21 protein-coding genes, 1 tRNA gene and 1 pseudogene are annotated in these 21,414 nt (G+C 72.9%); 12 read left to right on the plus strand and 11 right to left on the minus strand.

Annotation, left to right across the window (positions count from 1 at the left end; all coding sequences use genetic code 11):
• Positions 1-25 precede the first annotated feature (25 nt).
• The 4 genes from OG624_RS39425 to OG624_RS39440 form a co-directional block, all read right to left on the minus strand.
• On the minus strand, positions 26-1,276 hold the full coding sequence (locus OG624_RS39425) for a mannosyltransferase family protein (protein ID WP_371640593.1): 1,251 nt from the start codon (positions 1,274-1,276) through the stop codon (positions 26-28).
• A gap of 114 nt (positions 1,277-1,390) precedes the next feature.
• On the minus strand, positions 1,391-1,837 hold the full coding sequence (locus OG624_RS39430) for a hypothetical protein (protein WP_051762949.1): 447 nt from the start codon (positions 1,835-1,837) through the stop codon (positions 1,391-1,393).
• A complete protein-coding gene (locus OG624_RS39435) occupies positions 1,830-2,327 on the minus strand; it encodes a SigE family RNA polymerase sigma factor (protein WP_033216727.1) in 498 nt (165 codons plus the stop codon). Before OG624_RS39435 ends, OG624_RS39430 begins: the two co-directional genes overlap by 8 nt.
• Before the next feature lie 311 nt (positions 2,328-2,638).
• Positions 2,639-2,712 (minus strand) — tRNA-Met (locus OG624_RS39440).
• Positions 2,713-3,000: 288 nt separating this feature from the next.
• Here OG624_RS39440 and OG624_RS39445 point away from each other — a divergent pair.
• A complete protein-coding gene (locus OG624_RS39445) occupies positions 3,001-3,204 on the plus strand; it encodes a cold-shock protein (RefSeq protein ID WP_030384970.1) in 204 nt (67 codons plus the stop codon).
• A gap of 212 nt (positions 3,205-3,416) precedes the next feature.
• On the opposite strand, the gene OG624_RS39450 is transcribed toward OG624_RS39445, so the two are convergent.
• A complete protein-coding gene (locus OG624_RS39450) occupies positions 3,417-4,730 on the minus strand; it encodes an MFS transporter (protein WP_371640594.1) in 1,314 nt (437 codons plus the stop codon).
• Positions 4,731-4,780: 50 nt separating this feature from the next.
• Here OG624_RS39450 and OG624_RS39455 point away from each other — a divergent pair, with 50 nt between their 5' ends.
• Positions 4,781-5,173 (plus strand): MerR family transcriptional regulator, encoded by a 393-nt coding sequence (locus OG624_RS39455; RefSeq protein WP_033216729.1) that lies wholly within the window; start codon positions 4,781-4,783, stop codon positions 5,171-5,173.
• A 1-nt stretch (position 5,174) separates the two neighbouring features.
• Here the strand turns inward: OG624_RS39455 and OG624_RS39460 are convergent, their stop codons facing one another.
• Entirely contained in the window at positions 5,175-5,531 is a 357-nt protein-coding gene (locus OG624_RS39460) for a helix-turn-helix domain-containing protein (protein WP_371640595.1), read from the minus strand.
• Here OG624_RS39460 and OG624_RS39465 point away from each other — a divergent pair.
• Together OG624_RS39465 and OG624_RS39470 are read left to right on the plus strand one after the other, a co-directional pair.
• Positions 5,503-6,228 carry an ATP-binding protein gene (locus OG624_RS39465; RefSeq protein ID WP_371640596.1) on the plus strand — a complete coding sequence of 242 codons (726 nt, stop codon included), beginning with the start codon at positions 5,503-5,505 and terminating at the stop codon, positions 6,226-6,228. The two genes, OG624_RS39460 and OG624_RS39465, sit on opposite strands and share 29 nt — an antisense overlap.
• Before the next feature lie 39 nt (positions 6,229-6,267).
• Positions 6,268-6,978: a ribonuclease H family protein gene (locus OG624_RS39470; protein ID WP_033216731.1), complete on the plus strand. Its 711-nt coding sequence runs from the start codon at positions 6,268-6,270 to the stop codon at positions 6,976-6,978.
• A gap of 72 nt (positions 6,979-7,050) precedes the next feature.
• Here the strand turns inward: OG624_RS39470 and OG624_RS39475 are convergent, their stop codons facing one another.
• Entirely contained in the window at positions 7,051-8,253 is a 1,203-nt protein-coding gene (locus tag OG624_RS39475) for a S8 family peptidase (protein ID WP_371640597.1), read from the minus strand.
• A 493-nt stretch (positions 8,254-8,746) separates the two neighbouring features.
• Here OG624_RS39475 and OG624_RS39480 point away from each other — a divergent pair, with 493 nt between their 5' ends.
• Positions 8,747-9,523, plus strand: a complete 777-nt coding sequence (locus OG624_RS39480) for a 2OG-Fe dioxygenase family protein (RefSeq protein ID WP_371640598.1) — start codon at positions 8,747-8,749, stop codon at positions 9,521-9,523.
• 112 nt (positions 9,524-9,635) lie between these two features.
• Complete coding sequence (locus tag OG624_RS39485) at positions 9,636-10,160, plus strand: hypothetical protein (RefSeq protein ID WP_033216737.1); 525 nt, start codon at positions 9,636-9,638, stop codon at positions 10,158-10,160.
• A 135-nt stretch (positions 10,161-10,295) separates the two neighbouring features.
• Here the strand turns inward: OG624_RS39485 and OG624_RS39490 are convergent, their stop codons facing one another.
• Both OG624_RS39490 and OG624_RS39495 read right to left on the minus strand, forming a co-directional pair.
• Positions 10,296-10,718 (minus strand): DUF6924 domain-containing protein, encoded by a 423-nt coding sequence (locus OG624_RS39490; RefSeq protein WP_051762952.1) that lies wholly within the window; start codon positions 10,716-10,718, stop codon positions 10,296-10,298.
• A gap of 119 nt (positions 10,719-10,837) precedes the next feature.
• Entirely contained in the window at positions 10,838-11,494 is a 657-nt protein-coding gene (locus tag OG624_RS39495; protein WP_033217267.1) for a family 16 glycosylhydrolase, read from the minus strand.
• Between the two features lie 284 nt (positions 11,495-11,778).
• Here OG624_RS39495 and OG624_RS39500 point away from each other — a divergent pair, with 284 nt between their 5' ends.
• The 4 genes from OG624_RS39500 (at position 11,779) to OG624_RS39515 (ending at position 17,473) form a co-directional block, all read left to right on the plus strand.
• Entirely contained in the window at positions 11,779-12,186 is a 408-nt protein-coding gene (locus OG624_RS39500; RefSeq protein WP_371640599.1) for a GNAT family N-acetyltransferase, read from the plus strand.
• A 74-nt stretch (positions 12,187-12,260) separates the two neighbouring features.
• A complete protein-coding gene (locus tag OG624_RS39505) occupies positions 12,261-13,151 on the plus strand; it encodes a hypothetical protein (RefSeq protein ID WP_371640600.1) in 891 nt (296 codons plus the stop codon).
• A complete protein-coding gene (locus OG624_RS39510; protein WP_371640601.1) occupies positions 13,151-15,313 on the plus strand; it encodes a bifunctional serine/threonine-protein kinase/ABC transporter substrate-binding protein in 2,163 nt (720 codons plus the stop codon). The genes OG624_RS39505 and OG624_RS39510 overlap by 1 nt, the downstream gene beginning before the upstream one ends.
• A gap of 6 nt (positions 15,314-15,319) precedes the next feature.
• Positions 15,320-17,473, plus strand: coding sequence for a bifunctional serine/threonine-protein kinase/ABC transporter substrate-binding protein (locus tag OG624_RS39515; RefSeq protein ID WP_371640602.1), 2,154 nt, complete (start codon positions 15,320-15,322; stop codon positions 17,471-17,473).
• A 19-nt stretch (positions 17,474-17,492) separates the two neighbouring features.
• On the opposite strand, the gene OG624_RS39520 is transcribed toward OG624_RS39515, so the two are convergent.
• Entirely contained in the window at positions 17,493-18,113 is a 621-nt protein-coding gene (locus OG624_RS39520; protein ID WP_371640603.1) for an L-threonylcarbamoyladenylate synthase, read from the minus strand.
• A gap of 201 nt (positions 18,114-18,314) precedes the next feature.
• On the opposite strand from OG624_RS39520, the gene OG624_RS39525 reads away from it, so the two are divergent.
• Together OG624_RS39525 and OG624_RS39530 are read left to right on the plus strand one after the other, a co-directional pair.
• Positions 18,315-19,829 (plus strand): sensor histidine kinase, encoded by a 1,515-nt coding sequence (locus OG624_RS39525; RefSeq protein WP_371640916.1) that lies wholly within the window; start codon positions 18,315-18,317, stop codon positions 19,827-19,829.
• Positions 19,826-20,524, plus strand: a complete 699-nt coding sequence (locus OG624_RS39530; RefSeq protein ID WP_371640604.1) for a response regulator — start codon at positions 19,826-19,828, stop codon at positions 20,522-20,524. The genes OG624_RS39525 and OG624_RS39530 overlap by 4 nt, the downstream gene beginning before the upstream one ends.
• A 48-nt stretch (positions 20,525-20,572) precedes the next feature.
• Here the strand turns inward: OG624_RS39530 and OG624_RS39535 are convergent.
• Positions 20,573-21,205: pseudogene (locus OG624_RS39535) on the minus strand (phosphatase PAP2 family protein); the annotation flags it as partial.
• Between the last annotated feature and the right edge of the window lie 209 nt (positions 21,206-21,414).

Here is a 21,414-nt window from a genome sequence, read left to right on the forward strand (position 1 = left end):
TCAGGCAAGATCCGGAAGAGACGGCCTAGCCCGCCCAGCGGCCAGTCAGGAAGGTGATGGCGACGGTGGTGGACAGGGGCGCCACGACGTAGAGGTAGGCGGTCCGGATCCGGGGGCGCTTCAGGCTCCAGGAGGCCAGGCCGATCCACAGCGGCCACCACAGCAGGGTGGAGCGGGGTATGGACGTGTACCAGTACGAGGTGCCCAGGGCCCACAGGGTGAGGCCGATGTACAGGGCTTCGGGCCGGCGGCGGCCCCGGACCAGCAGCGCCAGGAGTACGACGCCGACCACCATGGCCAACAGCTCCGCCTGCCACATCAGCGCGTTCCCGGTGGGCTGGGTGTGGTGGAAGGCGGCGTCCCAGGTGTTCGCCCAGGCTTCCCACGGCGCGTGGAAGTCCCGGTACCAGCCGCGTTCCTGGGAGTGTTTCCAGGCCATCCAGTCCCCGGTCCGGGTCTGGAGGTACCAGCTGTAGAGGACCGGGGCGAGGGCGGGCAGGAGGAGCCACGGGGCCGAACGCCAGGCGGCGCGGCCGCGGGCCGTGAGGACGAAGTGGAGGGCGAGGGCGGCCGCGAGGAACAGACCGGTGACGCGAACCGAGCAGGCGAGGCAGGCCAGTACCGCGGCCGCGGGCCAGTTCTGGCGCTGGGCCGCCAACCATGCGGGGAGGGCCAGGGCCAGGAAGAGTGCCTCGGTGTAGCCGGCGGCGAGGAACACGGCGCACGGCGAGAGCAGCAGGAAGGCCACCGCGCGGCGGCCCGTTTCGAGGTCGGCCAGGTGATGGCGGGCGATCCGGGCGAGGGCCAGGACGGCGACGCCTCCGGAGAGGAAGGAGATCAGCGCGCCGGCCGTGGCCCAGTCGGGGACCACGGTGTGGACGGCGCGCAGGACGAGGGGGAGGCCGGGCAGGAAGGCTTCGCGATTGTCCCAGCCGGCCGTCCAGGGTCCGGCCTGGCCGGGGAAGTATCCGTCCTGGGCTATGTGGAGGTAGAACCACCAGTCCCATTGCTGCCAGGGCGAGAGCAACGAGGCCGGCTCACGGGCCTGACCGTCGGCGGGGAACAGCCAGCCGACGGCGCCCGCGGTGGCCCAGATGCCGATCCGGGTCAGCAGGTACAGCCACAGCACCTCGCGCTCGCCCGGACCGAGGCGCAGGAACCCCGGGAGGGAGCGGCGGGGGCGGCGGGGGAGGCGACCGGTCTCGCGCACGGGCGGCCAGGTGGTGGGCGGTTCGGGAAGCTCGACCGATCGCCGCTGGGGTGATGAAACGGACATATCGATATCTCCTGGCCGTCTGAGGGTGTGCGGAGTCACCGGCCCTGGTTCGGGCCGGTGTCCACGGGCGATGGGCTGCGGGGAGAGGGAGCGCGGGAGGGAGGGAGAGAGGGGTTACCGGTGCGACTGCGGGGGAGTCGGGGACATGCTCCGGGTCGCGGTGCCGGTGGGATCGGCCGGCGGCGCCGTCGTGTTGCCCGGCGGCATCATGCTGCCGAGCGGCGGGGGCGGCGTGGTGTTGCGCGGCGGCAGCGCCGAGTTGAGCGTCGGCGTCGTGGAGTGGGCCGGCGGGGGCGGTGCCGAGGTCGGGGACGGGGCCACGGGAGAAGGAGTGGTCGCCGGCAGGTTCGGCCCCGGGTCCTGCGGAAGGAACGCGGACAGCGCCGCACCGGATCCGGCGAGGACCAGCAGGCAGGCGGCGGCGATACCGACGATGCGGTGCCGGCGGTGCCGTTCACCGCGCCGTTCGATGACGCCGACGGGCGGGGTCGTGCTCGCGGCCTGTCCGGCGGAGGCCGCCTCCCGGAACAGGGACCGCAGCGGGTCGTGGGAGTCAGGCATCGGGAGCCTCCTCAATGCGGGGGTCCTGCAGATGGCGGGAGAGCGTGACCCGACCCCGGGACAGGTGGGTCTTGACCGTGCTCGTGGACAGCGAGGTCTCGGCGGCGATCTGCTCGACCGTCAGATCGCACACGTAGTGCAGCGCCATGGTCCGGCGCTGCTTCAAGGGCAGTTGCCGCAGTGCCTCGACGAGGGCCACCGCCTCCGGCCCGGGCCCCTCCACGTGCCCGGCCGGAGCGGTCCGCTGCCAGGCGTCGGCGGTACGCCGACGCCCGCGCCAGCGGCTGACGGCGAGCCGCCACGCGACCGTACGGATCCACGCCTCGGGCCGGCCGTCGCGGTCCAGCTGGCGCCGGCGGCCCCATCCCCTGACGAAGGCCTCCTGCACCACGTCCTGCGCCTCGTGGTGGTCACCGAGCATCACGTAGAGCTGTCCTGTGAGCCGTCCTGCCGCTTGCGCGTAGAACTCCTCGAACTCCTCGATGGTCAAAAAATCGCTCCTGAATCCATGTGTCCCTCTCACCGGGCATACGCCCCCCGCACCCCATCCGGTCGACACCGGACGACAGATCGTCGTGTGAGTGCCGTCACATGGTGGGTGGGGTACTCATCGTCGCGGCGGCCACGGCGAGGCGGGGTGGCGGCGCCGCCGGTCCACCGGGTGACGTGGACGCGGGGCCGCGGTGTCCCCCGATCCGGACGGACGCACCACGCCGGCGGGTCGCGCCGAGCCGCTCGAGGGAACGGGCCCGGCACAGCAGAAGGGCCCGGATCCATGAGGATCCGGGCCCTTCCGTGCAGTAGCGGGGACAGGATTTGAACCTGCGACCTCTGGGTTATGAGCCCAGCGAGCTACCGAGCTGCTCCACCCCGCGTCGGTAGACCTCACAGTACGGCATCCCGAGGGCGGTACTCGACGCATTTACGTCCGGTCGCGCCCGGAGTGTGGGCGAAAGGGCTGAATCTCGCCCCGAAGGCGAGATCATTCCCCCTGGTGACAGTGCGTGCAGGCGTGTACCTTCACGGGTAGCTGTCGTGGTTCCAAGTGCCTTGCCCGTGCCTCTCGGTGTGGGCAGTTTTGCTGTGTTGTGCCGTAGGACCAGGGCGATCACCTCCGTCTTCCACGCCGTGTGGAAGACGTACGTCAACGGGAAGGCATGAACATGGCTACGGGAACTGTGAAGTGGTTCAACTCGGAAAAGGGCTTCGGCTTCATCGCCCAGGACGGCGGCGGCCCGGACGTCTTCGCCCACTACTCGGCGATCAACGCCTCTGGCTACCGTGAGCTCCAGGAGGGTCAGGCCGTGACCTTCGACATCACGCAGGGCCAGAAGGGCCCGCAGGCGGAGAACATCACCCCCGCCTGATCCCGGACGACGGCCCGGCCTGACGGCCGGGCTCCGGAGAACCGTTTCCCCGTCCCGTCCGTTCGCTGAACGGGCCGCTGGGAAAGTACAGGGCCGTGCGGCATCGCCGCACGGCCCTGATCCGTCTCCCGGTCTCCGTGCGGTGCCCGCGTGGAGTGCAGCGCGAGCACGGCTGGGCATCGGACGGCCCGCCGGCCGGCCGGCGGACGGGATCAGGTCGGCCGTGACACGGGCGCGGGGGTCCTGACGCGCCGCAGCCCCCGGACCCGGATCGCGGCCCCGATCACGGCGAGCGCGACGGTCGCGAGCCCCGATGCGGCCAGCACCTGCCGCGGCCCGAGGAGCGCGATCAACGGGCCGCCGAGCGCGGTGCCCACCGGCCCGGCGGTCAGCAGGGCGGCGCTGCGGGCGGCGAGGACCGTGGTGAGCGAGGCGGCCGGGGTGCGTTCCTGGAAGAGGGTGTAGGACAACGCCGTGAACGGACCGTAGATCAGGCCGCCGAGGGTGAAGCAGGCCAGGGTGACGGCCGCGGGCGCGCCGAGACCGAACGGTACGAGCGCCAGCCCCCACCCCGCGACGATCCCCAGGGTGACCGGCCAGAGCGGGAACCGCCGCAGGGCACCGGCCGCCAGGCCGCCCAGCACCGCTCCCGCTCCGAACAGCGTCCAGTACAGCCCGAGCAGGCCCGCCCCGGCGTGCAGGTCGTCGGTGACGTGCAACGGGAGCGCCACCTCCGCCGGCCCGTAGAGGAAGTTGAAGAACCAGGTCAGGGCCAGCACACCGAGGAGTTCGGGCTGCTTGCGCAGCAGGCGTAGACCGGCTGCCGACCGGTCGGCGTCGACCGGCGTCGTCGTCGCCGACTCCCCGTCCCGCTCGCCCTTCGCGCCCCTCCCGTCCTGCCCGGCCGCCGCGCCGCGCAGCCGCCCGACCTGGGCGGCGAGCACGGCGAAGGACAACGCGTCGAGGCCGATGAGCCACGCCGGACCGACCACCACCGCCAGGAATCCGGCCAGGGCGGGGCCGACCACGATGGAGGCCGAGACACTGGAACTGACCAGCGCGTTGGCGGCCAGCCGCTGGTCGGGCGGAAGGATCTGCGCGAGCAGGGAGTACCTGCCCGCGTTGCCCCAGGCGTGCAGGACGGACGAGCCCGCGAGCAGGGCCACGTACAGCACCGGGTGCAGCACTCCCGCGGCCCAGGCCAGCGGCACACAGCCGAGGAGCACCGCCCGGATCCGGCTGTCGGCCGCCAGCAGCCGCGCGGCGGGAAGCCGGCGCAGCCACCGCCCGAAGAGGAGGGCTCCGGCGGCCCCCGGAAGCGCGTACGCGGCGAGCGCGGCGCCCAGGAGCATCCCGGACTGCCCGGGGGGAGCGATCTCGATGGCCAGCCATGCCACGGCGACGATGCTCATCCCGTCACCGAGGTCGGAAGCCGCCAGCGCGGGCAGCAGCCGTCGGAAGTCGGCATGGGCGAACAGCGGCCGATAGGCCTGGGGGAGGAGGCGAGTTGTCCGTACGCGAGTCACCAGGTCAGACTCATGGTTCAAGCGCACTTGAAGTCAAGGGGGAGTGACGGGTGCGACAGATCGGGATCGGTGAGCTCGCTCGGCAGGTGGGGATGAATCCCTCGGGCCTGCGCTACTACGAGAGCGTCGGCCTGCTGCCGCCCGCCGAACGGGCCGCCGGCCGGCGCGTCTACCCGGCCGGCACCGTGCGGCGGATCGCACTGATCAAGATGGCCCAGCGGGCCGGCTTCACCCTGGCCGAGATCCGCGGCCTGCTCGACGGCGACGCCGAGCGCGGCGCCACCCGGCAGTGGCGTGCCCTCGCCGAGAGCAAGCTCCCCGAGCTGGACCGGTTCATCGAGCAGACGCAGATCCTGCGGAACGCCGTGGCCGACTGTCTGGCCTGCGGATGCATGAACTTCGAGAAGTGCGCGCTGCTCTCCGCCGACGGACCCGGCGCCTGATTCACGGGCCGGTTCGGCGGGCCTGTTCGGCCACCCCCGCCTCGTGCGCGGCGATCGCCGCTTCCACCCGGTTCCGTACGCCGAGCTTCGCCAGGATCGCGCTGACGTGAGCCTTCACCGTCCCCTCGACCAGCCGTAGACGGGCGGCGATCTCGGCGTTGGACAATCCGATGCCGAGCAGCGCCAGGACGTCCTTCTCCCGCTCCGTCAGCCCCGCCACGGCGTGCCGCGCCGGAACGGCGCCGGTCGTCCGCCCGCCGCGCAGTCCGGCCACGACCCGGGCGGCGACCTTCGGAGAGAGGTACGCGCCACCCGCGGCCGCGTACCGCGTGGTCCAGGAGTCACTGACCAACGCCATCAAGCACTCCCCCGGCAGCACGGTCCGCGTCAGCATCGCCCGCCAGGCGGACCGGACCGAGGTACGGGTGACCAACTCCGCCGCGCCCGCCGCGCCGGCGACGACCCCGCCGACCTTCCCGGCGCCCGGCGCGGGGCGAGCTGCCGGGCACCGCGGCCTGACCGGCCTGCGTGAACGCGTACGGCTCCTGGGAGGAACCCTGCACGCCGCCCCGCGCGAAGGCGGCTTCGAGGTGCTCGCCACGCTGCCGGACCAGGTGCACCCGCAGCACCCGCAGCGCCCGAGAAGCAGCGGGGAGCCGTGGGAGGAGACCGTCGCCCCGGAATCGGCGCTCCGGCTCGCCGCCGCCCGGCGCAGCACCCGCCGCAGGTTCGCCGCCGCCTTCGCCGCACCGGTCGGGCTCGCTCTCCTGACCCTCGTCTCCGGTGTCTACCTGGCCCAGCAGCTCACCACCTGCGTGCTGCGCCCCGTGGACTTCGCCGCCCTCCGGCCCGGCCAGGACCGGGTCGAGGTGGACCGGCTCCTTCCGGAGCGGCAGTTCCGGTACCTACCGGACGCCGTCCGGGCGCTACCCGTACCCCCGGGCACCGACTGCGCCTACTACCGCTCGAACGGCAACCTCCTGGACCGGGTCGACCTCTACCGCCTCTGCTACGCGGGGTCGCGTCTGGTGGCCAAGGACGTGTTGCCGGGGTGACCGATCGGGAAGTCCCGCGGGATGAGGCATGATCGGGGGATGTCTGATCGCATCATCGCCGCCTGTGACGGAGCGGCCAAAGGTAATCCCGGGCCGGCCGGCTGGGGTTGGGTCATCGCCGACTCCCAGGGGCGCCCCGAGCGTTGGGAGGCCGGCCCGCTGGGACGGGCCACCAACAACATCGGGGAGCTGACCGCCCTCCAGCGGCTGCTGGAGGCGGTGGACCCGGGCACGCCCGTTGAGGTGCGGATGGACTCCCAGTACGCCATGAAGGCGGTGACGCAGTGGCTGCCGGGCTGGAAGCGCAACGGGTGGAAGACCGCCTCCGGTCAGCCGGTCGCCAACCGTGAACTCGTCGAGGCGATCGACCGGCTGCTGGCCGAGCGTGACGTGACCTTCCAGTACGTTCCCGCGCACCGCGAGGACGGCGACCACCTGAACGCGATCGCCGACCAGGCGGCCAGTGACGCGGCGACCCGGCAGGAGGCCGCCGGTACGGCCCTCGGCAGCCCGGAGATGCCGGTACCGGCTCCGGTCGCGGCCTCGCCCGCGCGCCGCAGGTCGGCCGCGCCGGCGAAGCGTGCCTCCGCCGGTACCGCGTCGGGCGGCGGTGGCGGATCCCGCGCGATCAAGGCGAAGTTCCCCGGCAGCTGCGCCTGCGGAAAGCCCTACGCCGCCGGTGACATGATCACCAAGAACGGCAGCCGGTGGGGCCACCAGGCCTGCGGCGCCCTGAGCACCGCCCCGTAGCCGATCTCCGAGTCCTCTTGAGCGCGGTCGGCCACAGCCCGGGCGCCCCGGCCCTGATGGGCGAGCCGGAGGCTACAGCCCGTTGGTGAACAGCAGCTCGTTCGGGCTGGACTTGCTGACCTTGGTCAAGCTGTCCTTGGTGGACTCGTCGCCCAGCCATGCGACGAGTTCCTCCGGGGGCGCGGCGGGGTGCGCCTGCTTGTACAGCACGGCGGCTCCCGTCACGTGCGGGGCGGCCATGGACGTGCCGTCCTGGGCGACGGAGCCGCCGCCGAGCTTCGCCGAGACGATGGCCTCGCCGGGCGCGTACAGCTCGACGCACGTGCCGTAGTTGGAGAAGGAGGTCTCCTCGTCGTACCTGTTCGACGCGGCGACCGTGACCACCTTCGACGCGGAGGCCGGGGAGACCGCGCAGGCGTCCTTCGAGGAGTTGCCGGCCGCGACGACCGGCAGTACGCCTGCGGCCGTGACGGCGTCGGCGGCGTCGTTGACGGCTTGCGACAGGTCGCCGCCCAAGGAGGCGTTCAGCACGGCGGGCTGCTTGGCGTTCTTCGCCACCCAGTCCAGCCCGGCGATGATCCCCGAGTACGCGCCCTGGCCGTCGCAGCCCAGCACGCGGACGCTGACCAGAGCGGCCTTCGTCGCCACCCCGTACGTCTTGCCCGCCACCGTGCCCGCGACGTGCGTGCCGTGGCCCTGGCAGTCCCCGCCGTCCCTGCCGTCCCCGATCGCGTCGAAGCCGAAGGTGGCACGCCCGCCGAACTCGGAGTGCCCGTACTCGATGCCGGTGTCGAGGATGTACGCGGTCACGCCCGCGCCGTTGCCCTGCGTGGTGAACTGGCCGTCACCCGTACCCGCGTCGTCGTCCCATTCCTGCTGGTCGATCCTGTCCAGCCCCCAGGAAGCGGAGGGCGACCGGGTCCCGGGCCTGGTGGGCGCCTCCAGCACGGACCGCACCTTCGCGTCCTCCTCCACCGACTTCACCCCCAGGCTGTTGCGGACGATCGCCAGCTGGAGCGGGGTCAGGGGGACCGCGAATCCGTTCAGTGCCGAGGTGTAGACGAACCTCGCCTTCAGCCCCAGCCGCTGCGCCGTCTTCGCCGAGTCCACCCCCTTCTCCAGGGTCACGATGTACTGGCCGGGCACCGCGTGGGTGGCGGTGAACAACGGCGCCGGGTTCGGCTCCGGTGCCGTCACCGAGGCCGAGGCCGAGGCCACGGTCACCGGGGTCAGGGCGAGGAGGGCGGCGACGGTGACGCGCGTGAGCATGCGCATGGGAAATGCACTCCGATGTGTGAGCGGGATGATCGCCCGTACCGAACCACCCGGAAACGATCTTCGGAAGCACCCGGCCGGGTGTCGCAACCGCCCTCCGTCGCGCGATCGCGATGCGCTCCGCCAGATGGGGGGTCGTACCCGGGACGGCTCACCATGGCCCCGTCCGGGCGGGGCCCAGGACAAACGGTTCCCCTCCCCTCGGGAGACCGTACGGGGGAGGACCCGAACGGGAACTCCGCCGAACAGCGGCCGCGACACCCGAACGGGCAGCGCCGGCACCCCCGGCGCGGCTCCTCGCGCCGGCCGATCACGCGGACGCCGGCGCGCGGAGCACCGGCCTCCACCTGGCCCGGCCCACCGTGAGGGGGTGTGTAGGGTCGGCACGGGGTCGTCGGCGCACGGCTCCGGTGGTGACCTGTTGGAGGAGCACGTGGGAAAGGCCGAGCCCCAGGGGCGATCGCATGCCGATGCGGTGGGCCCGGGTGGGGGCATGGACGGGCTGCGTGCACGCGGGTTCGCCCGGTTCGGCGCCGAGCAGCTCGGTATCGCCCCCGACGGCTCCACCGCGAGCGATCTGGCCCTGATCCGGGAGGTCTTCGCGGCTCTGCCGCCCGACCCGTACGCTCCGGGGACGAATCGGTTCCGCCGGTACTCCCATGCCGTGTACCTGCCGTGGAAGGACGAACTGTCCTGGATTCCCGGAACCCCCGACCCCGTACACGGCACGGTCACCGACTTCTCCCAGGGCGACGACGAGGACGACCTCGAATCCCCGCGGAAGCGGCGCGTGCTCCCCGCCATCCCCGAGGAGCTACGCGGCAACGCGCTGCTGCTGCGACTCCTGCGCTGGGACATCGACCAGGTCCTGTCCCTGAAGAACCTGGGGAGACGTCCGATGTGGGCCGGTGTCCACCTGATCCGGCTCGGCGTCGACCGCCCTGGGCAGGACGCCGTCTCCACCCCGAACTGCTTGCACCAGGACGGAGGTTCGGCCAGTACCTTCACCTTCGCCCACCTGATCAGCCGCACCAACGTCGTCGGCGGGGAGAACGTCATCGCCACGCCGGGTAGCGCGGGCCTGCAGCCCGAGGACCCGTGGACGGACATCCACGCCGACTTCACCCTCACCGACCCCCTGGACGGCTACGCCGTCCACGACCACCGGGTCAGCCACTACGTAGGCCCGGTCCGCAGGGGTTCCGACCCCGGACCGGGCGAACGGTCCGTCCTCATCATCGGCCTCGCCCCGTACGTCCCCCAACTGTGACCCCACCCCACCCGACCCGCCGAACCGGGGCTGGGGCCGAGGTCGGGGTCGGCCAGGTGTGACTGCTTCCCCATGAGCCTTGCCGGCCCGGGAAACCGTAGGGTGCGGTCCCATGGAATCGTTGATCGCCGCCGTCCGCGAACAGGACGAAGCTGCCCGCTTTCTCGTTTGGCCGGGTGACTTCGACCTCGACCGGGGCGACCATGTCGAAGAGGTCCACCTTGCCTCGGGCGCCACGCTCGAGGGATTCGCGGGCGACGGCGCCGGGGGCACTTACTTCTTCTGCGGTGAAGGTGGCGAGGAACGTCCCATCCTCTATGCCGACTCCGAAGGAGGTGCGGCTCTGGTCGCGATCGGCCTGCCCGAGCTCCTGAGGCTGCTGCTGGTCGTCCCCTGGTGGCGCGACTGCCAAGCGTTCACGGATGAGGAGAGCCGCGAGCTCGCGGCCGAGTACCTCGAGGACATGCCCGATCTACCGGCCCGAAGGGACCGTGCCGCCGCAGCCCTGGGCATCGACCTGCCGGCACAGGCAGACGTCCTGGCACGCTTGCGGGAGGTAGCCGTTCGGATGGGAGAGGACTTCGTCCTCGTCCTCACTCCGGAGGGCCACCCCTACGAGCCTCTCTTCACGAACTGAGACGCGCCCCGGCAGCCGGGGTCGGCCCACGGCGACAGCGCGCTACGAATCCATGAGGCTCGTCTGGTTCGACTGGGCGAACCTCCGATGGACCGACTACCGGCTCGGGCCGAAGAGTGTTTTGTCCTGAAGGCGTCAGCCCTCGTCGAAGCCGCGGAAGGTCCCGGACCCGTCAGCGGCGTCGGCGAATTCCGCAAAGTCCATGTTGGCGATGCTGAGGTTGGCCGAGATGTCAGGAAACCACCGCGTGGGAACCCTGAAGGTGCGCCCGGGCTCATCCGAGAGGTCCACTGCCAGGAGCGGGTGCCCCGGATCCTCCATCGTGGCTGCGTCCGCCAGAAACAGGTAGACGATCTGCTCGTCTTCGTCCGCAGCGGCCTCTTCATCCACCAACACCTGCACCCCCACGCCGGTAAATCGGAGCTCGCTGACATACGTGGCATGGGGGTACTCGCCGGACGCGTCGAGTGCGGCACGAACCGCGTCCCAGGCTCCCTCGTCACCGAAGTCGGTACGCAGGACCAGCGAGGTCAGATCATCGGGCTGAGGCAGAGGCATCCGGTGATCCTCTCACCCGGCACTGACAGCGACTGCCCGGACCGGACCCCCACCGCACCGACGGGACCCTTGATGCGGCCCGGCGACACCGAACACCCCCTCGGGGACAGAACGCTCCGTCAGGGGCGGTGGACGCGTAGGTACTCCACCTCGTAGGACATCTGCGAGACGCCCGGGGCGGGAGCCGGGTGGTAGCGGCCCGCGCACACCGACAGGTTGACGATGAGGTACGCACGCCAGTTGCGCCCGACGCCCCGGCGGTCGGCGAAGACCCGGGTGCCGTTGACCCACCACACCACCGAGCGCGTTCCGAACTCGACCTTGAGGTCCACCCATGCGCCGGGGGCGATGGAGGAGTCCCGGTGGTAGCGCGAGCCGCCCTTGACGTGGTTGGAGAGTTCGAGCAGGTCGGGGTTGTCGGGGTGGTACTCGAAGATGTCGATCTCGTTGCCGCCGTCCCGCCAGGTCCAGATCGCCGGCCAGGCCCCGATCTCGGCGGGCAGCCGGACCCGGGACTCCAGCACGTCACCGGCCCGCACCATGAACGCCTCTTGGCTGCCCTCGGTGGTCAGCAGGCCGGCGTTCCACTTGCCGTCCGGGCGGCGGGTGGCGCGGAAGGTGCCGGTCCGGCTGTAGGAGGGGTCGGCCACGAGGTAGTCGAGTTTGTTGTCGCCGGTGTTGGTGGGGCCGCCGTTCGGATAGGCCCAGGACCGGCCGGCCACCCACTGGGAGGTCGACTGGAAGTTCGCGGTGAAGATCGGGGCCCGGGCGCTCAGCGGCGCGGCCGCGTCGTCGGGGGTGTCGGTGGAGCGTCCTGTGAGTCGTCGGAGCCAGTTGAGAACCTGAGTGAGCACGAGCGGCCCCTTCCCATGTGTGGACGCCTCTTCGAGCATGCCCGGATGCGGTGCGTTACATACCGGTGGACCGGTTTGTATGTGACCCGTATCGCTGTGTAATAATCGATCAGCATCTAGGGTCATTACATGTGAGGGTGGGTTCCGTAGGGACCGCCCCGCTCCGGGCGGCCGACTCGGAGGATCGAACGAGGAGTTGCAGCGGTATGTGGAAGTGTGAGCGGGTCATCGGCGCCGACCTGGATGTCGAAGAGGTCCTCGGCCTCTACCGGGCGTCCACCCTCGCCGAGCGTCGTCCCGTGCACGACGTCGAGCGCTTCGCCCGGATGCTGGCCGGAGCCAACCTCGTCGTCGTCGCCCGTGCCGAGGACGGCCGGCTCATCGGCATCGCCCGCTCGATCACCGACGGCGCGTACTCGACCTACCTGGGCGATCTCGCCGTAGACGTCGCCTACCAGGGCCAAGGTGTGGGCCGCGAACTCATCCGCGTGACACAGGAAGAGGCGCCCGAGGCCAAGCTGATCCTGCTCGCCGCGCCGGCCGCGGTCGACTACTACCCGCACATCGGCTTCACCCGCCACGAGTCCGCCTGGACCCTCGACCGCCTCCACTGAGCCGATGTCACGGCGTCAACCCACCTTTTCCATAAGCCAGTTAAGCGCCTCCACGGCGGGGTACCATCCGTGCCGTGGGGGGACTGGTAGGACAGAGCAGAGGGAAGGCCGGCCTGCGCGCCTGGGGCTGTGCGATGGCAGGACTGTTCCTCGTCGCGGGCTGCGCGGACGACGGTACGCCGAAGGGCGCCGCGTCGAGCGGCACCCCGGGTACGTCGGCCACACCATCGGGTACACCGCCGAGCGCGGGCGGTTCGGGCACGGGCGGCACCGGCGCGAGCACCCCGACCGCCCGGCCCGGTGCGGCCACCGCCATCCCGATGCCCCCGCTCGACGAGTCCAAGCAACCGAGGACGGCCGCCGAAGCCCGCGACCTGCTCGGCCGCATCATCATCGCCGAGCAGGACCTCGGGCCCCAGGTCGTGCGCAGCACACCGTTCGAGAGCGATCCCGGTCGCCGGCCCGTGCTCGACGAGGCCTGCGTCTGGCAGACCGAGGGCCTGCCGGACGACGTGCTCGCCACCAGCACCCGCCACTTCCACATCCCGGCCAAGGACGGTCGCGGCCGCGTGCGGATCAGTGCCACGGTCACCATCCACCACAACCGTGAGGAATCCGGTTGGGAGACCGCCCGCGCCATGGAAGAGGTGCTGCGGTGCCCGGACCAGAAGCTGCGGGAAGGCGAGGAGCTCAAGAGCCTGTGGAGCGGGGCCCTCTACCTCGGCGAGCAGCTGAACGCCTGGACCGAGGACGCCTTCTCCGAATCCGGCAACTACGTCAACGTGCAGGACGGCGGTCCCTACCCCTACACCTGGTCCCAAGCCCAGTTCGGACCCGTCACCATGGCCATCTCCGCCAAGGCCGGTAAAGGCGTCACGAACGAGGACCTGACCCTCTTCGTGGCCCAGGGCACCAGCGTGATGATGATCCAGGCCAAGCAGCAGCTCGGAAAGGCGGCGGGTTGATGGAGCCGCTCCACCCCTCGGATCCCTCCCGGATCGGCGGCCACCGGCTCCTCGGACGCCTCGGCGCCGGCGGCATGGGCGTCGTCTACCTCGGCCGGACCGACGACGGCGCGCTCGCCGCGGTCAAGGTGATCCGCACGGAGTACGCCGAAGAGGCCGACTTCCGGGCCCGGTTCCGCCGCGAGGCCGAGATCGCCGCCGAGGTGGACAGCCCGTGGGCCGTCCGCGTCACCGGCGCCGACCCGGACGCCTCCGAACCGTGGCTCGCCACGTCCTTCGTCGCCGGACCCTCCCTCGCCGAGGCCGTCGCCGCCCACGGCCCGCTCCCGCTGCGCGCCGTGCGCATCCTCGGCAAGGCCCTGGCCCAGGCCCTCGGAGTGATGCACGAGCAGGGCCTCGTCCACCGCGACGTCAAACCCGGCAACGTCCTCCTCGGCATGGACCGGCCCCGACTCATCGACTTCGGGATCGCCCGCGGCGGCGAGCACACCGCCCTGACCTCCGCCGACGCGGTGCTCGGCACCCCCGGCTTCCTCTCGCCCGAGCAGGCCGAAGGCCGCCCCGCCGAACCGGCCGGCGACGTCTTCTCGCTCGGCTGCCTCCTCGCGTACGCCGCCACCGGACGGCTGCCCTTCGGCACCGGCACCGTGGACGCGGTGCTCTACCGCACGGTCCACGACGAGCCCGACTTCGGCCCCGAGGTCCTCGCCGACCCCGAACTCACCGCACTGCTGCGTACCTGCGTCGCCAAGCACCCCGACATCCGCCCCAGCGCGAGCGAGCTGGACGCGGCACTGACCGAGGACACCCCGGGGGAGGGCACCGACTGGCTGCCCGACCCCGTCGTCGCCACCATCGCCGAACGCGCCGCCGCACTGCTCGCCCTCCCGGGCATCGACGAGACCGTCGCCGACCCGGACGCCGCTCCCGCACCCGGCACGGCCGCGCCGGCGCCCTCCCGCAGACGGTTCCTCGCCCTCGCCTCCGCCGGCGCCGTCCTCGCGGCCGGCGGCGGGATCGCCGCCTGGCTGGCGCTGCGCGATCAGGACCGGCCGGAGAACTCGGCCGCGGAGACCCCCCGACAGTGGGTGATCGGTGTGCACGCCGACCTCTCCGGCCCGCAGAAGGCCGCCGGACAGGCCCAGGAACGCGGGGTGCGCCTGGCCGTCGACGCCTTCAACGCCCGCAAGGACAAGCCCTTCACGCTCACCGTCGCCACCGCCGACGACGGCGGGAAGGCCGACCGCTCGGCGGCCGTCGCCACCGGACTCATCGCCGACCGGGACCTGTTCGCCGTGATCGGCCCCACCGGCAACGACTCCGTCATCCCGTGCGTCGAGCTCTACGGCGAGGCCTCCGTACCCCTCGTGACCGTGTCCGCCCTGGCCACCACCTTCAGCGTCACCAACCGGCGCAGCTTCTTCCAGAGCTGCCCGATCTCCTCGGCCCAGGCCGCCGTGGTCAACCTGCAACTCGCCGGGAAGCAGGGCGTCCGGCGGATGGGCATCCTGAGCGACCGCGGTGGCGACACGGACACCTGGCAGGCCGCCCAGCTCCTGGGCCGCACCATCGGCATCTTCGCCCCCGGGGCCACCTACTACGGTCGCGTCGTCCCCCGCGGAACCACCGACCTGGCCCCGGTCGTCACCGACCTGCTCGCGCACGGCATCGACGGCTTCTTCTACACCGGCACGCCCGCCGGCGGGGCCAAGGTCGCCGGTCTCCTGGCCGCCGCCGGATTCAAGGGCCCCCGAGCGGCCGACTACACCATCGCCGGACCCGAGTTCCTCGGCCCGGCCGGCCCGGCCGCCGAAGGCTGGCAGGTCTTCACCCCGTACACCGCGCCGGAGGCCCCCGAGGTCGCCGAGGTGACCCGCGCCCACCGGGCGGCGTACGGATCGGCCCCCGACATCTGGACCGCGGAGGCCTTCGACGCCACCCGCCTGATCATCGACCGGCTGGTCGCCACCGCGGCGGGCGGCCGGCGCCCGACCCGTGCCGCGCTGCTGACCGCGCTCGGCCAGGGCACCTTCCAGGGCCTGACCAAGGCGTTCACCTTCGACGAGCGCAGGCAGGTCACGGGCAACACCTACTTCACGCACAAGGTGGAAGGGGGCCGGATGCGCTACGTCGGCCCGGCCCTCCAACCCGCGGCGGGATAAGCCCGGATGCGCCCCCTCACCCCCGCCGATCCGGCCGCGATCGGCGGCAACCGGCTGCTCGGGCGGCTCGGTTCGGGCGGCATGGGCACCGTGTACCTCGCCCGGTCCGCCGCCGGCACCCTGGTCGCCGTCAAGGTCATCCGCGCCGACCACGCCGCGAACCCGGACTTCCGGGCCCGGTTCCGGCGCGAGGTGGAGGCCGCCGGGCAGCTGACCGGCCGCTGGGTGGTCCCGGTCGTCGCCGCCGACCCGCAGGCGCGCGAGCCCTGGCTGGCCACCCCCTACGTCCCCGGCCCCTCCCTGTCCGAGGCCGTGGGAGGATACGGTCCGCTGCCCGTCAGGGCGGTACGGACCCTGGGCGCGCGGCTCGCGGAGGCCCTGGCCCAGGTGCACGCCGCCGGGCTGGTCCACCGTGACGTCAAACCGGGCAACATCCTGCTCGCCCCGGACGGGCCCCGGCTGATCGACTTCGGGATCGCGCGGGCGGAAGGCGCGGTCACGCTGACCGCCGTGGACGCCGTCCTCGGCACCCCGGGCTACCTGGCACCGGAGCAGGCCCGCACGGACGGCGTCGCGGCCGGCGCCCCGAGCGACGTGTTCTCCCTCGGCTGCGTCCTCGCGTACGCGGCCACCGGCCACGGCCCCTTCGGCGGCGGCCACGCGGCCGCGGTGGTCTACCGCACGGTGCACGACGAGCCCGAACTCTCCGAGCTGCCGTCGGAGTTGCTCGACATCGTGTCGGCCTGCCTGGCGAAGGACCCGGCGGCCCGGCCGACCCCGGACGCGCTGCGCCTCGTACTCGGCGACGGCCTGCCCGGCCCGGACGGCGAGGACTGGCTGCCGCCCCCGCTGCCCCGCCTCATCGCCGAGCGTTCCACCCGGGCCCTGGACCTGCCCGCCCCGGAACCGACCCGGATGGACGCGCCGGAGGCGTCCGTGCGGGGCCTCACCCGCAGACGGCTGCTCGGGGCCGGCGCGGGCCTGGCCCTCGTCGGCGCGCCCGTCGCCTGGTTCACCACCCGGGGCCGGGCCCGCGGCACGACCGAGCCGCCCGCCCGAGAACTCGCCACCCACACCCTCGCCCTCCAGGCCGACCTGACCGGGCCCGGCAAGGAGACCGGCCAGGCCCACGAGCGCGGTATGAAACTGGCGGTGGAGCGGCACAACAGCCGGCCGGACGCCGCGTTCCGGCTGGCCCTGCGCGTCGCCGACGACGGCGGGGACGCCACGCGCGCCGCGCAGGTGGTCAAGGAGCTGGCCGCCGACCCCGCGGTGCTCGCCCTCGTCGGTCCCACCTGGGACGCCGCCGTACCCGACCTGGCCCCCACCTGCGAAACTGCCGAACTCGCCCTGCTGCTCGTGTCCGCCGACAGCCCCGAGACCGCCGCCTCCAGAGAGGATTGGCGCACGGTCGTCGCCACCCGCCCGGCCGGCGACCAGCTCGCCCTCCCGGTGATCGACTACTTCACCCGGATACGGCCCGTCCGACGCACCGGCCTGGTGGAGGACGCCGAAGGCGGCGAGCCCGCCTACGCGTTCATCCGGAGCCTGCAACAGAACCCGCCGTCCCAAGGCACGCTCAGCGTCCACCGGATCCCGGAGGGCGGCTCCGACTTCGCCGGCGTCGTACGCGCGCTGATCGAGGCCGGGGCCGAAGGAGTCGTCTACGCCGGCACCTCACCGCAGCGCGCCGCCCGGATGGCCCGCGCCCTCACCGAGGGCGGGTTCCAGGGCCGGCGGATGGGCATCCAGCACGCGATGGAACCGGCCTTCCTCACGGACGCCGGCCCGGCCGCGGAGGGTTGGATGTTCAGTTCCCTGTTCACCGACCCGCAGGCCGTCCCCGCGGCCGCCGAGTTCGTCGCCGCCCACCGCGCCGCGTACGGGGAAGCGCCCGCCCGCTGGGCCACCGAGGCCTACGACGCCGTGGGCCTGCTGGCCGCGGCCCTGACCGGGCTGGGGGAGGACGGCCGGGACCGGGCGGGCGTGACCCGCCGGATCTTCCGGACGGCCCACGAGGGCCTGGCCAAGCCGCTGTCCTTCGACTCCAACTCGCATGTCCTGACCGGAGCCCGCACCGCCCACCTCTACCGGGTCGAGTCCGGCGCGTACCGGTACCTGGGCATCTACCCCGACGTGAAACCGGAGTCCACGCTCTGAAAGGAGGCCGGCGCGGCGCCTACTCGAACCGGGAGGTGTCGCCCGCGCCCCGGCGTACGATCTCGGCCTCACCACCGGAGAAGTCGATCACGGTGGTCGGCTCGGTACCGCAGTCACCCGAGTCCAGCACGGCGTCCACCTCGTGGTCGAGCCGCTCCTTGATCTCCCAGCCCTGCGTCATCGGCTCCGGCTCGTCGGGCAGCAGCAGGGTGCTGGAGAGCAGCGGCTCACCCAGCTCGGCGAGCAGCGCCTGCGTGACGACGTGGTCGGGAATGCGGACTCCGACCGTCTTCTTCTTCGGGTGCAGCAGCTGGCGCGGCACCTCCGAGGTCGCGGGGAGGATGAAGGTGTAACTGCCGGGGGTCGCCGCCTTGATGGAACGGAACACGTCATTGTCGATCTGGACGAACCGACCCAGCTGCGCGAAGTTCTGACACACCAGGGTGAAGTGGTGACGGTCGTCCAGGTGACGGATCGACCGGATCCGGCTGATGCCGTCGCGGTTGCCCAGCTGGCAGCCCAGCGCGAAGCAGGAGTCGGTGGGGTACGCGATGAGCTTACCGCCGCGGATCATGTCGACCACGTTGTCGATCGTGCGCCGCTGGGGATTCTCGGGGTGAACATCGAAGTATTTCGCCATTCGCCGAGCGTACGCCGTCGGGACCCCTGCGCCGTGACGTGCCGGGTCCGGCCCGGTGGCCTTGGCGGCCGTCCTCGACGGGGTCGACCCGGGACGCACGGGCGCGCTCCGACGGGTCCGGGCTCGCGCGGGGGCCGGAGGTGGACTTCCGGCAGTGCCGCCGGGGCGGGGGAGTTCCGTAGGGTCGGGTGCGTGAGATCAATGATCATCAAGCCGTCGGTGCCGCAACCGGTCCTGTCCGCAGGCCTGTTCGGCGCCGTGGTCGCCGCTGTCGGCGCGAGCGTGACCGACCTGTGGTGGGGCATCCCGGCGGCGCTCTGCGCGTACGTCGTCGGCCGTGGACCGGGGTCGGGGCGCAACGCCGCGGTGGCCCTCGCCGTGCTGCTCGTGGCGGCCGTGTCGACCCTGGCCCTGGTGCCCGAGTGGCTCGGGTGGGCGACCCGGTTCGTCGTGACACTGCTGTGCACGGCCATGCTGCCGTGGTTCGCCGGCCGGTTCCTGCGCCAGTACCGCGAACTGGTGCGCGCCGGGTGGGAACGGGCCGCGCGGCTGGAGCGGGAACAGCGGCTGCTCGCCGAACAGGCCCGCCTGCGCGAACGGACCAGGATCGCGCAGGACATGCACGACCTCCTCGGCCACGAACTCAGCCTCCTCGCCCTGTCGGCGGGAGCGTTGCAGCTGGCCGCCGGCCTCCCCGAGGCCCACCGCACCGCCGTCCGGGACATCCGGTCCAGGGCGGGCGCCGCCGTGGAGCGACTCGGCGAGGTGATCGGCGTCCTACGCGAACCCTCGGACCCGGAGTCCGGGCCGGGGAGCGGAACGGCGACCGGGACCGGCGGGATCGAAGACCTGGTGGACCGGGCCGCGGGAGCGGGACTCGACGTCCGGCTGCGGGTGGAAGCCGCACCGGCGGCCGGCGCGCCGCCGCGGACCGTCGACCGGGCCGCGTACCGGGTCGTCCAGGAGGCGCTGACGAACATCGCCAAGCACGCGCCCGACTCCCGAGCCACCGTCCTCGTCCGGCACACGGCGGCCCCGGCCGACCCGGCGGACGAGGCGGGCGCTGCCGGCGCGGCCGACCGGGCTGGCCGGACCGAGGTCGCCGTGACCAACGGCCCGGTCCGCCCGACAGCCTCCGCAGGGATCCCCGGCGCCCCCGGCGAGACCGACCGACTCGGTCTCATCGGCCTCGACGAACGGGTCCGGCTCGCCGGCGGCACCTTCACCGCGGGCCCCGACGGCGACGGCTTCGCCGTCCGCGCCGAACTCCCGCACCGACCCGGCGCGGCCCCACCGCGCCCGACCGGCCCGGCCCGCACCACCGGCGCACTGCCTCCGGAGCACCGCAGCGCGCGCCGCCGACTGCGCCGCACCGCCACCGCTGCCGTGCTGGTGCCGCTGTGCACCGCGGCCGTGCTCATCCTCGGAGTGCGGGGCTGGGACACCGTGACGGCCCGGCGGTCGGTCCTCGACCCGCAGGACCACGCTCGGCTCGGTGTCGGGCAGACCCGCGCCGAGGTGGCGCCGTATCTGCCGCCACGACAGACGAACCGCCGGCCGGCCGTCCTCGCCCCCGGACCGGCCGGTGCCGCCTGCGAGTACTACGTACAGACCGCCGACCCCTTCGACGACCGCTCGGGGGACATCTACCGGCTCTGCTTCCGGGCCGGCCGACTCGTCTCCACCGACACCTTCACCGGGAAGGAAGTCCGATGATCCGGATCCTGATCGCCGACGACGAGCCGATGATCCGCGCGGGCGTCCGCGCCGTCCTGGCCGCCGATCCCGGCATCACCGTCGTCGCCGAGGCCGCCGACGGCCACGAGGCGGTACGGCTCGCGCAGCGCCATCGCCCGGACGTGGCCGTCCTGGACATCCGGATGCCGGGGACGGACGGCATCACGGCCGCCGCCGAGATACGAAGGACCGTACCGGCGACGGGGGTCGTGATGCTGACGACCTTCGGCGAGGACGACTACATCCTGCGCGCGCTCGGCGAGGGCGCCACCGGCTTCCTCGTGAAGTCCGGCGATCCGGAGGAACTGCAGGCCGGGGTGCGGGCGGTCGCCGACGGCGCCGCCTACCTGTCACCGAAGGTCGCCGCCCGCGTCGTCGCCCATCTCGCGGCCGACGGCGCGGGCGCCCGGGCGGGCCGCCGCCGCGCCGCCCGGGCCCGCGTCGACGCCCTGACCCCGCGCGAACGCGACGTCCTGGGCCTCCTCGGCGGCGGCCTGTCCAACGGGCAGATCGCGCGCCGGCTGCACCTGGCCGAAGGGACGGTGAAGGCCCACGTCAGCTCGATCCTCGCCCGCCTCGACGTCGACAACCGGGCCGCCGCGGCGGTGGTGGCCCACGAGGCCGGAGCGGTCCCCGTGCCGTCCGGGGACCGGGAGCCGGAAGAGGAGCGCTGAGCTCGCGCGCACGGCCACGGGCAGCAGGAGGATCCGTACGGTCACCACGGCGCTCGCCCCGAGCGCCGCGGCCGCCAGGACGTCGTGCGGGTAGTGCACGCCCACCAGGACCCGCAGCAGGGCGGCGGCCGCGGCCACCGGCAGCGCCAGGGCCGCGAGCCGGGGGCGTAGGAGGGTCACCCCGACCGCCAGCGCGGCGGCGAGGGTGGCGTGATTGCTCGGGAACGACCAGTCACCCGGCGCGGGACACGGCGCGACCGCCGGCGCCCCGGCCACGGCCCGGCACGGCCGTTCCTCGTCGACCAGGAGCTTCAATGCCTCGCTGAGCGCGTAGGCGGTCACGGTCCCGGCGGCCGCCAGGGCCACCCCGGCCAGACCCGGCCCGTCACGCCGCCGTAGGGCGGACAGGCCCGCCCCGAGCAGCAGCAGGCCCAGGAGCAGCACGGTGGCTTCGCTCGCCGCCTCCAGCGCCGTCCCGGCCCAGGCCGGCCAGTCGTCCGCCACGCTCCGCGCGAGCGACCGGTAGGCCGCCGCCGAGACGCCCCGGGTGACGTGCGCCGGTTCGTTCGTGCCCAGCACGCCGCCCGGCGCCGCCCAGGTCACGGCCGCGGCGCCCGCCCCTGCCGTCGCGGCGGCGAGCGGCAGCCGTCGGGCCCATCCGTATCGGGTGTTCGATTCCATGGCGGCGACCGTAGGAACGTCGGAGCCCGTCCGCCCCGGCCGAACGGCCGCCCCGGACCCCGCCGAAGGTCAGGGTTGCGGGGGCCGTCGTTCCGTGCGTGCGAACGTCCGACGGACCGGTGACGGGCGCGTCCCCGTCCCGGCGCGGACGCTCCGGACGCTGCCGGGCACGTTCGGGGGCACGATGAGAGGAAGCCGTACGCCTCGAA

This window comes from Streptomyces virginiae, assembly GCF_041432505.1.
In the GTDB taxonomy this organism is placed as follows: Bacteria; Actinomycetota; Actinomycetes; order Streptomycetales; family Streptomycetaceae; genus Streptomyces; species Streptomyces virginiae_A.